Origin of the sequence: Geobacillus sp. CX412, from assembly GCF_027942335.1 — a bacterium.
GTDB classification, from domain to species: Bacteria; Bacillota; Bacilli; order Bacillales; family Anoxybacillaceae; genus Parageobacillus_B; species Parageobacillus_B toebii.
This window is the reverse complement of the sequence record NZ_CP103461.1, coordinates 3,243,654-3,259,047: the sequence shown is the minus strand read 5'-3', so window position 1 is coordinate 3,259,047 and position 15,394 is coordinate 3,243,654. Positions and strand designations below refer to the sequence as shown.

Annotated in this window: 12 protein-coding genes and 3 pseudogenes; 11 read left to right on the top strand and 4 right to left on the bottom strand. The window is 42.0% G+C overall.

The annotated features are described in order from the left end of the window. The first annotated feature begins 412 nt into the window (after positions 1-412). Positions 413-1,006 (top strand): hypothetical protein, encoded by a 594-nt coding sequence (locus tag NXM86_RS16955; protein ID WP_171699445.1) that lies wholly within the window; start codon positions 413-415, stop codon positions 1,004-1,006. A 490-nt stretch (positions 1,007-1,496) separates the two neighbouring features. Here NXM86_RS16955 and NXM86_RS16950 read toward each other — a convergent pair whose 3' ends face one another. The 3 genes from NXM86_RS16950 to murG form a co-directional block, all read right to left on the bottom strand. Beyond that, a complete protein-coding gene (locus NXM86_RS16950; RefSeq protein ID WP_498959058.1) occupies positions 1,497-1,559 on the bottom strand; it encodes a hypothetical protein in 63 nt (20 codons plus the stop codon). 290 nt (positions 1,560-1,849) lie between these two features. Further along, positions 1,850-3,217 carry an ISLre2 family transposase gene (locus NXM86_RS16945; protein WP_190305579.1) on the bottom strand — a complete coding sequence of 456 codons (1,368 nt, stop codon included), beginning with the start codon at positions 3,215-3,217 and terminating at the stop codon, positions 1,850-1,852. A gap of 619 nt (positions 3,218-3,836) precedes the next feature. Beyond that, entirely contained in the window at positions 3,837-4,910 is a 1,074-nt protein-coding gene (gene murG / locus NXM86_RS16940; protein WP_062756422.1) for an undecaprenyldiphospho-muramoylpentapeptide beta-N-acetylglucosaminyltransferase, read from the bottom strand. 347 nt (positions 4,911-5,257) lie between these two features. On the opposite strand from murG, the gene NXM86_RS16935 reads away from it, so the two are divergent. From NXM86_RS16935 to NXM86_RS16900, 8 genes and pseudogenes are all read left to right on the top strand, one after another. Further along, on the top strand, positions 5,258-5,980 hold the full coding sequence (locus tag NXM86_RS16935) for a polysaccharide deacetylase family protein (RefSeq protein WP_089096740.1): 723 nt from the start codon (positions 5,258-5,260) through the stop codon (positions 5,978-5,980). Positions 5,981-5,991: 11 nt separating this feature from the next. Further along, positions 5,992-6,588, top strand: coding sequence for a DedA family protein (locus NXM86_RS16930; RefSeq protein ID WP_062756420.1), 597 nt, complete (start codon positions 5,992-5,994; stop codon positions 6,586-6,588). Positions 6,589-6,600: 12 nt separating this feature from the next. After that, entirely contained in the window at positions 6,601-7,740 is a 1,140-nt protein-coding gene (locus NXM86_RS16925; protein WP_062678770.1) for an MGDG synthase family glycosyltransferase, read from the top strand. Between the two features lie 149 nt (positions 7,741-7,889). Further along, a complete protein-coding gene (locus tag NXM86_RS16920) occupies positions 7,890-8,984 on the top strand; it encodes a D-alanine--D-alanine ligase (RefSeq protein WP_062678769.1) in 1,095 nt (364 codons plus the stop codon). 18 nt (positions 8,985-9,002) lie between these two features. Continuing rightward, positions 9,003-10,378: pseudogene (locus NXM86_RS16915) on the top strand (UDP-N-acetylmuramoyl-tripeptide--D-alanyl-D-alanine ligase). A 93-nt stretch (positions 10,379-10,471) separates the two neighbouring features. Next, entirely contained in the window at positions 10,472-11,182 is a 711-nt protein-coding gene (locus NXM86_RS16910; RefSeq protein WP_169712544.1) for an alpha/beta hydrolase, read from the top strand. Between the two features lie 91 nt (positions 11,183-11,273). Next, positions 11,274-12,592 (top strand): annotated as a pseudogene (gene cshA, locus NXM86_RS16905) (degradosome RNA helicase CshA); the annotation flags it as partial. Positions 12,593-12,804: 212 nt separating this feature from the next. Continuing rightward, positions 12,805-13,037 (top strand): annotated as a pseudogene (locus NXM86_RS16900) (UV DNA damage repair endonuclease UvsE); the annotation flags it as partial. An 86-nt stretch (positions 13,038-13,123) separates the two neighbouring features. Here the strand turns inward: NXM86_RS16900 and NXM86_RS16895 are convergent. After that, positions 13,124-13,741: a rhomboid family intramembrane serine protease gene (locus NXM86_RS16895; protein WP_089096744.1), complete on the bottom strand. Its 618-nt coding sequence runs from the start codon at positions 13,739-13,741 to the stop codon at positions 13,124-13,126. Positions 13,742-13,800: 59 nt separating this feature from the next. Between NXM86_RS16895 and acpS the strand changes: the two genes are divergently transcribed. Beyond that, positions 13,801-14,160 (top strand): holo-ACP synthase, encoded by a 360-nt coding sequence (gene acpS / locus NXM86_RS16890; RefSeq protein ID WP_012748962.1) that lies wholly within the window; start codon positions 13,801-13,803, stop codon positions 14,158-14,160. A gap of 81 nt (positions 14,161-14,241) precedes the next feature. Beyond that, a complete protein-coding gene (locus tag NXM86_RS16885) occupies positions 14,242-15,255 on the top strand; it encodes a LolA family protein (RefSeq protein WP_081189843.1) in 1,014 nt (337 codons plus the stop codon). Positions 15,256-15,394: the final 139 nt, after the last annotated feature.

Here is a 15,394-nt window from a genome sequence, read left to right as displayed (position 1 = left end):
CGATAACGGTTATCGTGCTTATGTTTACAACAGTTGTTTTCATTCAGAGAGCAGACAGGAAACCTCAGTAGCATATAGAGCTGCTGCTTGCGCTTTTTCAGGATCATTGAAGAACAAGGGATGGGAAAGGAGGAAGTAAAAACTTTTCTTAAAAATTGGAAAATAATAGATCAAGCTCCCTCTGCTTGTTGCTTCTCAAGTGAAACGTCCTAAGCCCTGAAAAACTTTTCTTTGTGATGCTCGATGTACGCTAAGATGCTGCCACCGATTGTTCAATCTCATGGATATCCTTAAACATCCGCATTTTCTGCAATCAAATTTGCGGAAAATACGGATGTTTTTTCTAATTCCTTTTGATACAATGGGGGGAGCTGAGCGGCTTGACAAGATAATGAATGAGGAAGGAATCTTTATGAACAAAAGAAAACCTGTTAAAAAGCTTATAGGTATCGTCTTTTTTATATTAGTTTTTGTATTTGCATGTACTGTATTTTTTTTGGATTTACATCTTACTCCTTTAAACGCTGCTAAGAAAAACAATTATATACATAAGAATGCTGTATTACTAAAAGAAATAAGCGCTCGTGAAAACAAAATATATATTTTTCAGGATAACGATCAATCCTATAAAACTGTCATATCTAAGCCTTTTGGACCATTCTGGAAAAGTGAGATAGCATTTAATTATCAATCAAATTTAAAAAATGATATTGAAACAGTTGGCTACGCCAAGATAAATGATCAAACCATTAATATGCTTATGTTGGCTTTTAAAACAAATACAAATGACATTAAATATGTTGAAGCTGGTCCGGACGGAGAAAGATTTTTGCGACCAATGCATCTAGGGAATATCGAGATTTTTTACTGGGAAGGGAAGTTGAATGAAAGAGATATCAACCCAATAGCTCTTTCTGCCGATAAAAAGTCAAAATATTACTATGGTTTTTCTAAAGGTGAACAATATGATGATCTAAGGACAATACAATGGCATGAATATCATTAGTTTCTACGTGAAATATATGCTAAAAATAGGGTTTTTACTCATTAGACCCGGACACACGATAAAGGTTATTTTTTATAATCGTAGTGACAATGGGGCGTGTGATAGATGAAATGGAGAAAGTGTTTGAAGGACTTTAAACTACCAAGCATTCTAAATTCATGTGGAAAGTATCTATAAAAGGAGGAAACTGGATTAAATCCTGAAATTTGTATAAAAAGAAAACGGCAAAAAACGATTTTGTTTTCCGGTGATCCAAGTTCAATGGACTGAGAGCGAAATTTTACACAATCATTAGGACTTGATCAACATCAAACAAAAGCCTTCATTTTACGACACTAATCATGTATAATATATACAGAAGGTTCGTATAAATAAAATAGACCAAGGGTGTTGCAACACCCTCGGTCCTGCAATAGAACGGTTCCCTGAAAGGGGGATCGGCAGCAGGGCAGAAATAATCCACCCGTAGCTCCGACAACTCAAGGGTGGATTATTTCTTTTGGTTGTAAGACAGTATTGAAACGATAAGACTTGCAAAAGCTATCGCAAACATTAACGCTTCAAACACTGTCATCGGCATCACCCCCTTTCTGCATATAAAGGGGTACAATGCCGACCCACCCTTGAGTTTCCCCGTACCATTGCCTTCCTATTATACTATATATTTACAACTGTTGAAAACGGGAGATAATAAGGTGAGTCAGTCAAGATTTTGTGGGAACTTTTTTGGTTCGCTGAAAACAGGTGTAAGTCATAGATTGGCGAACCATTTTTTTGAATTTTATCCGTAAGCGCTTTCGAACTCTCATCCCTTGCCATGACAGATCGATATGTATACCTTTTTTACCATCCTTTGAGTTCAGACAGGGCATGATAGATCGGTGTCCCGGACGATTGCTGTAAATATGGCACGTTATTCCGCGTTACCTCCGGAAGAAGACGGCGGACGCGTTGTTTCGCCTTGTTCACGACCGTCTGTTTAGTGGATGCCGTTTCCTCCGCCGGATGCGACGATTCTTCTCCGAAACGACGTCCGAAAAGACGAATCCCATCCATCCGGGCAATCATTGCCTTGAAAAACGCCCTGAGTCCCTTGTCTGTCCAACTGCGGCGGTATTTCACCCGATACGCCAACTGGCTCATCACGCTTTCAGCCCTCCCCATCGGATACATGCCCGTTGTGTCCACTCCTTGCTCCTTCAGCCATTCCCGGTAATCACGGATGCATCCCGGCATCGATTCGATCCGGTGGATCAAGGCAGCCAGCTGTTGTTCTTTCGCTTCGTCCCCCAGCGTACCGAGGGCGCTGTTCAGTTCCACAAGCAACCCCTCTTCATCCTGCTTCACCAGCTTTTGCCGAATCGCCTGCCACCGTGGATGGCCCGAGAGGCATTGGCGCAATTCACGCGCCACGTGGAATCGATCCAATTGAAAGCAGACCCGTCCCTTGAAATACTCCCGGCACGCGGTAATCCATGGAGCGCCGTCCCCGTTGATGACAAGAAGATCCCGGCAAGGATCATAGGCATATTCATTTATCAAAAATTCCTCGAAGCCTTCCCACACCTCCCCCTTGCCCTCATGGACGTAATGGCGCTGATTCACGAATTCGATCCGGGAGCCGTTGCGCTTCCATCCTTCGTGAACGGTCAGGATTTTGTCTTCCTTGGCCCGTTTTCCCTTCCCTTGGCGGGAAACAAACAGTCCATCGGCCTCCACCAACAGCACCCGTCCATATCGCTGGTCCACCGGGCAGTGCAGCGGAACTTCGGCCTCGAGCACCAACTGGCGGATCGCCTCATGGCTCATCACCGGATACCCGACCATCTGGGCAAGCGTACGAGCCGCTTTGCGATAGGAAGAGCACTCCACCGCCAATCCCACCGCTGTTTCTTCTAGACAAGGGCTGATTGACTGTGATCCATCAAACGCTAAAAAGGAGTCAAGCAAAAACGTGTAACGGTTTTGTTCTCGGTCTAAATAGTAGTTTCGCTCAAAGGTGACTTCGCCAAACAGGGTTTGAATCGTGGTGCGTCGTTTGTCTTTCAAGTGGTATCGGCGCTTATCTCGATTCTCTGCCAATTGCCGGTCGATGTCCTCCAACAGAGCCGTAAACAGCTCGGCGAAGGCGTTTTGCAAGGCTCGAAACAAAGCAAGTTCGATCTCTTTCCATGTCAACGAATTTGTGGTAAGATGTTGTTGAATATTCATAGGACTCTCTCCTCCTGTTTGTAGTGTGGTCAATGAACATCTTACCAGGGAGAGAGTCCTTTTTTCATGTTTCCTGCTTGGGATCCTACCGCGCTTCGCTTGGTGGCCCCGATGAGGGGGGATTGCGAACCTACGTTCCCAACCCCCTCATCGGGGAACTTCTAAGAATTTTTCCCACAAACATTTTACTCACACTAATAAGGTAATGTGTCAAGCAAAAATGGAAAATTATTTCCGACAGCAAAACATATATTCAAGGGATTTTAAATAGTTTAGCTATCACGGTGGAAAGCGCAATAGAAGAAGAGTCGGAGATTACGCTCTTTAACTTTTTAAGAAAAAATTCAGCTAAAGCAGACTCTAAATATAGTAAAAGTGAAGGTACTTTTTCGGCTAGTGCATATAAAGAGGTGATATTTGTGAAGAATCAAGACAAGTATTGTCTCTAGTAGCAATTGGTGTCTTTTTTGTAGGTTTTCAACTATACCAATTAATGACACACTAAAGGAATTAGTAAGTGTAATAAATAATAGATAATAAAAATAGGGAAAATGGGAAAGAGAGGCTGACTTCAAAAGGTAGATTTAGCAACCTTTTGAGTCAACCTCGTCTTTTTTACTTAACTTTTCCTTGCTTCCTCAATCAACGTCAGCAACTTTTGCAGTGCATCTCCCGCGTCGGACCGATCCATGTTTTGCCGGTAGCGGTCTTTGTTTTGGTAAAGATGATAAATAGCATTGCGCAGTGATTTGTTCGTTAAGTTTTCTTCCATCAGCACTTCCGCGTAGCCGGATTTTTCAAAAGAGCGGGCGTTTAAAATTTGGTCGCCGCGGCTTGCTTCTTTGGAAAGAGGAATGAGCAGCATTGGTTTGCGCAAGGCGAGAAACTCGAAAATCGAGTTTGCGCCAGCTCGTGATAAGACGATATCCGCCATTGCCATCAGATGAGGAAGCTCTTCATGAACGTACTCAAACTGTTTGTAGCCTTTTTTGTTCGTCCATTGAGGGTCGACATTTCCTTTTCCGCAAATGTGGACGATTTGAAAATCATCAAGAAGCGTCTGTAAATTGGCGCGCAGTGCATCGTTAATCCGCTTCGAACCGAGACTTCCGCCCATGACGAGAAGAACGGGTTTCCCTTTTTCAAATTGGCAGTACTCCCGCCCTTTGTCGGCGTTTCCTCGTTTTAATTCTTCACGCACCACCGCGCCAATGTAAATCCCTTTTTCTTCTTTGACATGGCGGAGTGTTTCTGGAAACGTGACGCAAATTTTTGTCGCAAACGGCATCGCAATTTTATTGGCAAGTCCCGGGGTAATATCGGACTCGTGGATGATGGATGGGACGCCATTTAACCATGCGCCGATAATGACGGGGACGGAAACGAATCCACCTTTGGAAAATACGATGCTCGGTTTTTCTTTTTTAATGATGCGGTACGCTTGAAATGTACCTTTGAGGACTTTAAATGGATCTTTAAAGTTGTTCCAGTCGAAATAGCGGCGTAGTTTTCCTGTCGAAATCGGAAAATAAGGCACGCCTTCCACCTTCGAAATTAGTTCGCGCTCAATACCTTGGTGGGAACCGATATATGCGATATCCCAGCCTTGTTCTTTTAGCTTGGGAATGAGCGCTAAATTGACCATCACGTGCCCGGCTGTTCCGCCGCCGGTAAGAATAATTTTTTTATTCAATGTAATCACCTATCTTTTTGAGCATATTGAAATTTTACATTCCTTTTAAAAACGATTATTACTATCTTTAATATCGTATTGTATTATAGCAAATTGACGCTTGAGGTGCGAAAACATGAAAATTTCGTTAGATGGAGAAGAATCAAGGCAATGTTTGTATCTTTTTCTTTTTTATTTTTATGAAAGTGCTTGCGGTATATAACATATGACTGATTTTATTCATTTAATAAAAAATGTAAAATTGGAAATGGTTACGTGAAAATGATTAATAAAGATAAATAGGATTATAATTTTCTATTTTCAAAGAAAAAGAGTACTGGTAAAGTACAAATAAAGAGGTGAAAACGATGCTATGGATCGTTTTGTTCGCTGGAGTAATGATATTATACGGCATCGTTCCAACAGTTCTTATTCGAAAAACAAATTTTCGCATTTACCGCAAAGGGACACAACCAGGAATGATCGCGTTAACGTTCGATGACGGTCCCGACCCATATTATACACCGAGACTGTTAGATTTGTTGAAAAAACATCAAGTGAAGGCAACCTTTTTCGTTGTTGGGAAAAAGGCGAAGCAATACCCTTATATTGTGAAACGAATGCATGATGAAGGCCATGAAATTGGGATGCATAACTATCGACATATAAGCAATTGGTTTATTTTCCCTCCTTTTTTAGAAAAAGGATTGCAAAAATCCGCGGATATTATTGAACAAATTGTTGGAACGCGGCCGATGTATTATCGTCCGCCGTGGGGGCATTTTAATTTGTTCACCCCGTTTTTGCAGAAAAAATATTCGACGGTGATGTGGACGGACATTCTTGGCGATTGGAATGCCAAAATTGGTACAATGGAATTGTTTAATCGGCTGAAAAATAGCTTGAAAGATGGAGCGGTGATTGTTCTTCATGACAGCGGGAAAACGTTTGGCGCTGATGAATTGGCTCCAGAACAAATGCTTTCGGCGTTGGAATTGTTATTGAAGGAAGAAGAAGCGAAAAATATGCGCTGGGTGACGATTACAGATTTGCTGAACGAGCAAACTAATAAACAAATTTCATCGATATAATTGGGGGATCTATGGATACGAGCATTCTTTTTTCGTACGTGCAATCATATGGATATGTGATTATTTTTCTGTTTCTGTTTTTTGGCATTGTCGGCATTCCCGCTCCGGAAGAGAGTTTGCTGTTTTTTCTAGGGATTGTTATTGCCAGGAAGCAGCTGTTATGGGAATATTGTTTTATCGTAAGCTGGGGCGGTGTTGTTATAGGAATGATCGTCGCCTACGGCATCGGCCGCTTTTTAGGAGCGCCATTTATTAAAAGGTACGGAAAGTATGTAGGAATAAAAGAGGAAAAATGGGAGCGAACACGAAAGTTGTTTCATCGATATGGAAAATGGGTCATTTTGTTTGGCTATTACGTCCCCGGCGTTCGGCAAATTTCGCCATATATGGCTGGTGTGATCCGCTTTCCTTTCCGTTTGTTTTTATTGCTTGCATCCGTTGGCGCAGCGATATGGGTGATTCCCATCATCGTTGTTGGAATGCTGCTTGGTCAACATGTGCAAATTCCACTGATTTATTTTCCGATGATCGGGATTGTTTTATTTTTGTTGTTTCTGCTTGGAGTGTGGGTTGGACAGCAATTTCGCAAAAAATCTTTTGAAAATTAAAGGGAGCTAACGATGATGAAAATTCTTGTATTACCATTGTTCCAAATGAGCACAGGCCATCATAAAGTAGCCGATACGTTGATTGATTTTCTGCAAAGGCAATTTCAAGATATATACTGTAAAAAAATCGACTTTTTAAGCTATTGTAATGAACTGATGGAAAAAATGGTTTCTGAAATGTATTTACGATGGATTCGCTCTCATCCAGCTTCCTATCATCGTGTTTATAAGGCGTTTATGTACTATGATGTTCATCGGTTAGAATTCGTTTCTTTTGAGCCATGGCTGCCTTATTTTGAAAATAAAATGAAAAAAATGTTGGAGAAGGAGAAACCGACACTCATTATTTGCACTCATTCGTTCCCATCGCGCATTTTGCAACGGCTAAAGCGGAAGAAGCTGATTCAAATACCAGTAATCAACGTATATACCGATTTTTTCATCAATAGCGTATGGGGGAAACGGGACATCGACTATCATTTTGTTCCACATGCGGACGCAAAAAAGGAGTTAATGACGAAATATCATATTGATGAAAAACGAATTATTGTGACAGGTATTCCCGTCCATGAAGTGTTTATGACGAAACATTCCGAGCTGAGGGGGAAAAGACGCCCGTTTCATTTGCTGTTGGCGGGAGGAAACCAAGGACTAGGCAATATTGTCGATTTTTTTAAGAAAGTAGAAGATTCCCGTTTATTTCGCTATTCGGTACTATGTGGAACGAACAAAAAGTTATATGATGAAATCGCAAGCTGGAAGCATCCACATATTCGCCCTTTCTCATACATATCTAGCCCACAAGAGATGAATCGTTTGTATAACGAAGTAGATGCGGTAATTACAAAACCAGGCGGCGTTACGGTAAGTGAAGTGCTGCATAAACAATTGCCTGTTTTTACGGTTGGTTACTTGCCTGGTCAAGAACAAATTAATTTGCAATATCTTGAAAAACATGGATTGATTTATAATTTGACAGGGTTTCGTTATTACGAACGAAAAATCATTCATGTACTCACGGATGAAATAGAAAAAAATCATTTTTATCGACGGGTGCATGAATATTTTTCACAGATTGAAAAAACGGCGCAAGACGCATTAAAAGAGATTGTGGCAATGTATCAAGGACAATACCGTGCTCTCTGGAAATAGAGATTTCACCATCTAACGAATGGGTTAGATGGTGTTTTTACTGTTTTCAAAGTGACGAAACAACCTATATTACTCATATAAAATACCATACGATTATGCTGGAAACGTGTTAAAATAGAAACTATGGTAAACAAAGAGGAGGAGCCTAAATGAAAACGAGAGTTGGAATTTTATACGGCGGCAAATCGCCTGAGCATAACGTATCTTTATCAACGGCGATGGCGGTGATGAATGCCATTGATAAAAATAAATTTGACGTCATCCCGATTTATATTACAACAGAAGGACAGTGGATCAAGGGAGAACGGTTGACCGGAAAAGTAAATGATATAAAGCAATTGCAGTTTCAATCTGACGCAAAAGCCATTATACCGGTAGCGTTAAATCAAACGCCGGCGGTTGCGGACGGGAAAAAGCAAGAGGAAGCGGTAGTGGATGTCATTTTTCCATTATTGCATGGGCCGAACGGAGAAGATGGCACGGTGCAAGGGTTGCTTGAGCTCCTTAATATTCCATACGTTGGAAACGGTGTGCTTGCCTCCGCAGTCGGGATGGATAAAGTGGTGATGAAAAACTTATTTGCGCAAGCAGGATTACGTCAGGCAAAATACGTATCGTTTACGAAGCGGGAATGGAGTAGAAACGAAGAAGCGGCTTATGACAAGGTGGAACAAGAGCTTGGATACCCTTGTTTCGTCAAGCCGGCGAATGCGGGATCAAGCGTCGGGATTACGAAATGCAAGCAGCGCGATGATTTAAAAGCGGCTTTTGCTGAGGCGTTTAAGTATGATCGAAAAATTATTGTTGAGGAAGCGATTGTTGGGCGTGAAATCGAAATCGGCGTCATCGGCAACGATGATCCAATTTGTTCGGTTGTTGGAGAAATTGTCCCGAAAAAAGAATTTTACGATTATCAAGCGAAATATGAAGACGGTAATACGGAATTAATTATTCCGGCAGACGTTACAAAAGAACAGTATGAAACGATTAAACAAATGGCGATTACCGCGTTTAAGGCGCTTGACCTTTCTGGACTCGTACGAGCCGACTTTTTCTTAACGGAAGACGGCGAAGCGTATATTAATGAAATTAATACAATGCCTGGGTTTACACCGTATAGTATGTTTCCTTTGTTATGGAAACATAGCGGCATTTCCTATTCAGAACTGATTGAACGTCTTGTACAATTAGCGATCGAACGTCATGAAGAAAAGCAAACAATCACGTATACGTTTGAGAAATAAAAATGAAGGTGAAAAAAGATGATCACTCGTACATTGCGCGATATACAGTCGATGGTGGACGGACGCGGTTAGCGGCCGGCTTTTTCGACATAATGGTTCATGGGGTTTCAACGGATACGCGAACGATTCAACAAGGCAATTTGTACGTTCCATTAAAAGGAGCTAAGTTTAACGGTCATGCGTTTGTCCAAGATGCGCTCGATAAGGGCGCGAGTGCTGTGCTTTGGGCGGAAACGGAAGGAACCCCGCCGAAAGACGTGCCAGTGATTATCGTGGACGACACGTTGCGCGCGCTCCAGCGCCTCGCGCATCGGTATCGCAAGCAGCTTTCGGTAAAAGTCATCGGCATTACGGGGAGCAATGGCAAAACAACGACAAAGGATATGGTGGCATCATTATTAGCAACCACCTATGAAGTACAAAAGACGGAAGGAAATTTGAACAATCATATTGGCGTACCATTGACATTGCTCCGCTTGGAAGAAGACACAGAGATGGCTGTCGTCGAAATGGGAATGAGCAATTTTGGCGAAATCGAATTATTATCTAACATCGCCGAGCCGGATGCGGCAGTTATTACAAATATTGGCGAATCGCATTTGCAAGAACTAGGTTCACGCGAAGGGATTGCTCAAGCAAAATTAGAAATTTTATCGGGTTTAAAAAAGAACGGCCTTTTTGTTTATCATGGAGATGAGCCGTTGCTGGTGAACCGGGTTCCAGACTTGCCGCTGCCTGAGCACGTCTTGAGATTTGGGCAAGGAAGCGAAAACGATTATTATCCGAAAGCGGTCCATGTACAGGCCAATGGCACTACGTTTACCGTTCATCAGGCGCCAAATCGCTCCTTTTTCCTTCCGATTTTAGGGAAGCATCATGTATATAACGCGTTGGCTGCTATCGCTGTAGCTCGCTTTTTTCACGTAAGCTGGGAGAAGATTCAAGAAGCATTTTCACAATTGCAAGTGACGCGTATGCGCATGGAATTAATCGAAACAAAGAAAGGCTGGACGATTATTAATGACGCGTATAACGCTAACCCAACATCGATGAAAGCGGCGTTGCAATTGCTTCACGAATTGACGGGATATGAGAAAAAGATTGCTGTATTAGGAGACATGCTGGAGCTTGGCGATCAAGAAGCGGAGTTTCATCGGGAAATCGGCGCGATGCTGCGGCCGGAAATGGTCGATTATGTATTTACGTATGGAGCGTTAGCACGTCATATTGCGCTCGCGGCACAGCCGTTTTTTCCAGATGGGCGCGTGAAAGCATATGAAGATAAGCAGTCTTTGGCAAAAGACTTGCTTGCGGTTGTTTCCTCTGGCGATGTGATTTTGCTGAAGGCTTCACGTGGAATGAAGCTAGAAGAGTTGCTTCCTGATTTGCAATAACCATATCATTGTGTAAAATGAAAACAACCGTGAAAAAATAAAAGCGGCGTTTCTAACTGCCGCTTTTGATTTTTTTGGAAAATGGTGATGATGATGATTGGGTGTCTATGTATACACGGATTTACGGGAAGCCCTGATGAAGTAGCTCCGCTGGCGGAATATTTACAAAAACGAACGGACTGGGTGATCAAAACGCCGACACTTCCCGGACATGGAAAGCGGCTGCAACTAAAAGGAATTACTTATGATCAATGGTTTCAAGCGGCAGAAAGGGAATTGCAAGCATTAATGGAAATATGCGAAACGGTTTATGTCATCGGCTTTTCGATGGGTGGAGTAATCGCGGTATATTTGGCGGAAAAATATAAGATTGACAAGCTTGTGCTATTAAGCGCCGCTTTTTATTATGTCAATCCGCGTCAATTAATAAAAGATATCCATGAAATCGTTCGTGATGGATGGAGGAGGCGTCTTCGCGAAAATCCGCTTTTTATCCGTTACAAAAATAAAATTTTAGCAACGCCGCTTACAGCCATATTAGAGTTCCGAAAATTAGTCAATGAAGTCCGGCCGCGTTTGCCTAATGTACATATTCCGGCGCTGATTGTTCAAGGTGAAAAAGATGGCATCGTTCCGGTAAAAAGCGCCCATTATTTATATAATAAGATCGGTTCATCGCAAAAAAAGCTGTTATTGTTACGAGAATCATACCATCACGTCTGCCACGGCCCTGACCGATATCTATTGTTTTGCGAAGTAGAAAAATTTTTACGGGAAAATAAGTTAGAAAATGGTATTTATTGAAAACAGAACGTGAAAATGGTATGATAACTCTTAAATATTTTTATTCGATTCATTTCGGATAGTAAGGAAATTTAAAGGAGTTTGAATAACATTGACAACGTTTCATGAATTAGGATTAAGCAACGAATTAATGAAGGCGATTCGCCGGATGGGATTTGAGGAAACGACCCCGATTCAAGCGGAAACGATTCCGTTAAGTCTACAAAATAAAGACGTCATTGGGCAGGCGCAAACTGGCACCGGTAAAACGGCTGCTTTTGGTATTCCGCTCATTGAAAAAGTAGATGTAAAAAATGAAGCCATTCAAGGTCTTGTTGTGGCACCGACGCGGGAGCTGGCGATTCAAGTATCGGAAGAACTTTATAAAATTGGAGCAGTCAAGCGCGTTCGAGTATTGCCGATTTACGGAGGGCAAGATATTGAGCGGCAAATTCGCGCATTAAAAAAAACGCCCGCACATCATTGTAGGAACGCCTGGCCGAATTATTGATCATATCAACCGTAAGACGCTTCGGTTAGACAACGTGCACACCGTTGTGCTTGATGAAGCGGATGAGATGCTTAATATGGGGTTTATCGACGATATCGAAGCGATTTTAAGCAATGTTCCTGAAAAACGGCAGACATTATTATTTTCCGCAACGATGCCGGAGCCAATCCGCCGCATCGCCGAACGGTTTATGAATGAGCCGCACATTGTGAAAGTAAAAGCGAGGGAAATGACGGTTCCAAATATTCAACAATATTATTTAGAAGTGCAAGAAAAGAAGAAATTCGATATTTTAACGCGTTTATTGGATATTCAAGCGCCGGAGTTAGCCATTGTTTTCGGACGTACAAAACGGCGCGTGGATGAATTGGCAGAAGCGCTCAACTTGCGTGGGTACGCTGCCGAAGGAATTCATGGCGATTTGAGCCAAGCGAAACGGTTATCCGTTCTTCGTAAATTTAAAGAAGGTTCGATTGAAATTTTAGTCGCTACGGATGTAGCGGCACGTGGACTGGATATTTCCGGCGTGACGCACGTTTACAATTTTGATATCCCGCAAGATCCGGAAAGCTACGTTCACCGTATTGGCCGCACCGGGCGCGCTGGAAAAACAGGTGTAGCGATGACGTTTGTTACGCCGCGGGAAATTGGACAGCTTCATAATATTGAGCGCACGACAAAACGGAAGATGGAACGGATGAAGCCGCCGACGCTTGATGAGGCGCTAGAAGGCCAACAGCGTATCGCTGTGGAAAAGCTGGTTGCGACTGTCGAATCGGAAAATCTTTCTTTTTATAAACGAGCTGCCGAAGAGTTATTGGAAGAACATGATTCCGTGTCGCTTGTCGCCGCGTGCATTAAAATGTTGACAAAAGAGCCTGATACAACGCCAGTGCAATTAACGGAAGAGCCGCCGCTTCCGGTAAAACGGGAGAAAAAGCGCGGGAACCGTCAAGGCAGTCAACCGAAAGAGCGTACAAAAAAACGGCGCGTTGCCCGTTAAAAAACGGCGCATAAGCGCCGTTTTTTATTTGAGCGATCCAATAAAGCGGGAAAATCCGTATGCATGAATGACAGCCGGACAGTAGACATTATGAATATACAATATGCTGATAGATGAAAGGTGATTCGTATGACAATTGTCCGGCTTGGTTATGTAGCGATGAGTGTACATTTACAAAATTGTTCTCCTTCCAAACGATGACATTTGCGCAATTTCAAAAAATACATGATCGGGATGAAGCGATAAAAAAACTAGAACGGATTGCCATTTCTAATTTGCATAATTGTTTACGGTTGTTGAAACATAACAAAGTGCATGATATTCGTTTTTTTCGCTTCAGTTCCCGTTTAATTCCATTGGCAATTTCCTGAAATCGAATGGATTGATGGTGCAAGTTTTCTCATTCGGTAATTAAGATCCCGCTTTCATGAATGAAGAAAGCGGAATCTTAGCGATGAAGAAGAAAAGGCTGATGTGGATGCAGATGGGAAGAAATGAAAGGAGCAATGATCCCACCGCCTAAAAAACCAAACAGGTGAGCGACCATATTTACATTAGGGGCAGTAAATGAGATAAATAGGCTAATACATATGACGGCAAAAAGAAGTCGCGCGTGTTGTGTTTCGATTATATCGCGGCAAAATACGATCAAGTATCCATACATGCCGAACAAACCGAAAATGGCCCCAGAAGCTCCAGCATGACTATACATCGCTGGCAGAACAAAAAATGTTGCAATGTTGGCGCATATTCCACTGCCAATATAAAGAATCAGAAACTTGCTTTTCCCTAACATTTTTTCCAAAGCAGGTCCGAATAAAATGAGAGAAATGGAGTTGATGATCATATGTTCAAACCGTACATGCAAAACAAGCGGGCTTACTAACCGCCAATACTCCCCGTTCTGTACAGCGGCATTAAAACCAATCATTTTTTCCCATAATGGCTCGGCTATAGGAATGCGTAAAAAAAACGTGAACCAAATCACTACGTGAAGGGCGACAAGGATGGAAACGACAGGGTAAAACCGAAAAAATGTATGGGCATTTTCCATGCGCGCAAACATAAACTTCGCTCCTTTATTCGTTTATTAAAATGTATGTACATAGAGAGGGTAGAAGAACGATGATTATCGGGATTGGCATCGATATTGTAGAATTGGAACGGATTGAGCAACTAATGATGAAAAATGAAAAATTTATTGATCGAATTTTAACGGAGGAAGAAAAAAGGATTTTTTTTCAATTATCACCGAAACGAAAAGTAGAATTTTTGGCAGGGCGGTTTGCGGCAAAAGAGGCATATGCAAAAGCGATTGGAACAGGAATCGGAAAGAATGTATCATTTCATGATATCCAAATTATGAATGACGATAACGGAAAACCGATCGTTGTTTCAAATGGGAAGGATTGCCGCATTCACGTTTCGATCTCTCATAGCCGCGATTATGCGATTGCTCAAGTCATTATTGAGCGCTTGTCATAGCTAGTCTGCATATTCCCCTAAGTTGTCTCATATATTGTAATGCACAGATGGAAATCGATATGAGACAAAGGGGTTGAAACGATGAGGAGAAAAGTGTTTAGTGTATTTATGGGCATCATACTGCTTGTCGCTTTAACTGGCTGCTGGGCAAAATCACAAGAAGACGTGATGAAAGCGCTGGATGAAAAGATGGATGAGATGACAAGTTACCAAGCAGAGGCAAAAATGACCTTTCAAACAGGATCTAAGCCGCAAGTATACCATGTTGAAATTTGGTATAAGCAGCCTTCGTACTACCGTGTCAGCTTAAAAAATGCCGACAAAGGTCAAAGCCAGATGATTTTACGCAACGATGAAGGGGTTTTTGTTTTTACTCCGGCGCTAAACAAAAGCTTCCGTTTCCAAAGTGATTGGCCGAAAAACAGCAGTCAAGCGTATTTGTATGAGTCACTGGTCAAAGACATTTTAAGCGATTCGAAAGCGGGTTTTAAAGCGACGAAAAATCATTACGTATTTGAAACGAAAACAAACTATCCGAACAGCAACATGATTCCAAAGCAAGAAATTACGTTAAACAAAAAAGATTTATCGCCGGTATCCGTCAAAGTGATGGATACAGACCGGAACGCCTTGTTAACCGTACAATTTTCAAAAGTGGAGTTTAATAAAAAATTTGATGATGATGCGTTTGATACCTCTAAAAACATGACAGGAGCACGCTTAGAAGTACCAACGATGGCAAAAGCGGAAGACAAAGCGATTGAAGTAATGTATCCGGTCAATTTACCGGAAGGGGTAAAACAAATAGATGAAAAAGAAGTTGCTGCCGAAGATGGGAAACGGATTATTATGACATTTGGAGGCGAAAAATCATTCACGTTAGTCCAAGAGAAAGCGAGAGTATTGCCGGCAACAAGCACTCCGACACTTGTCAATGGCGAACCGATTGATTTAGGTTTTGCGATCGGCGCGTTGACAGATCAGACTCTTACATGGTCGTATAAAGGAGTCGAATTTACGCTCGCTTCGAAGGACTTAACGCCAGAAGAAATGATAATGGTTGCTCGTTCTGTACAAGGAAAAGCAATGAAATAACCGTTATTGGCACGGACCAGCAGTTGCTGGGCCTTTTTTGTTTGCTAAAAAATCTGGGGAACTTAAATATTGACGATAAGTACATATTCCTTCATTGCTTTGCAAGTGGTAAACTAAAAAAAGATGGAATGCTTCCTTT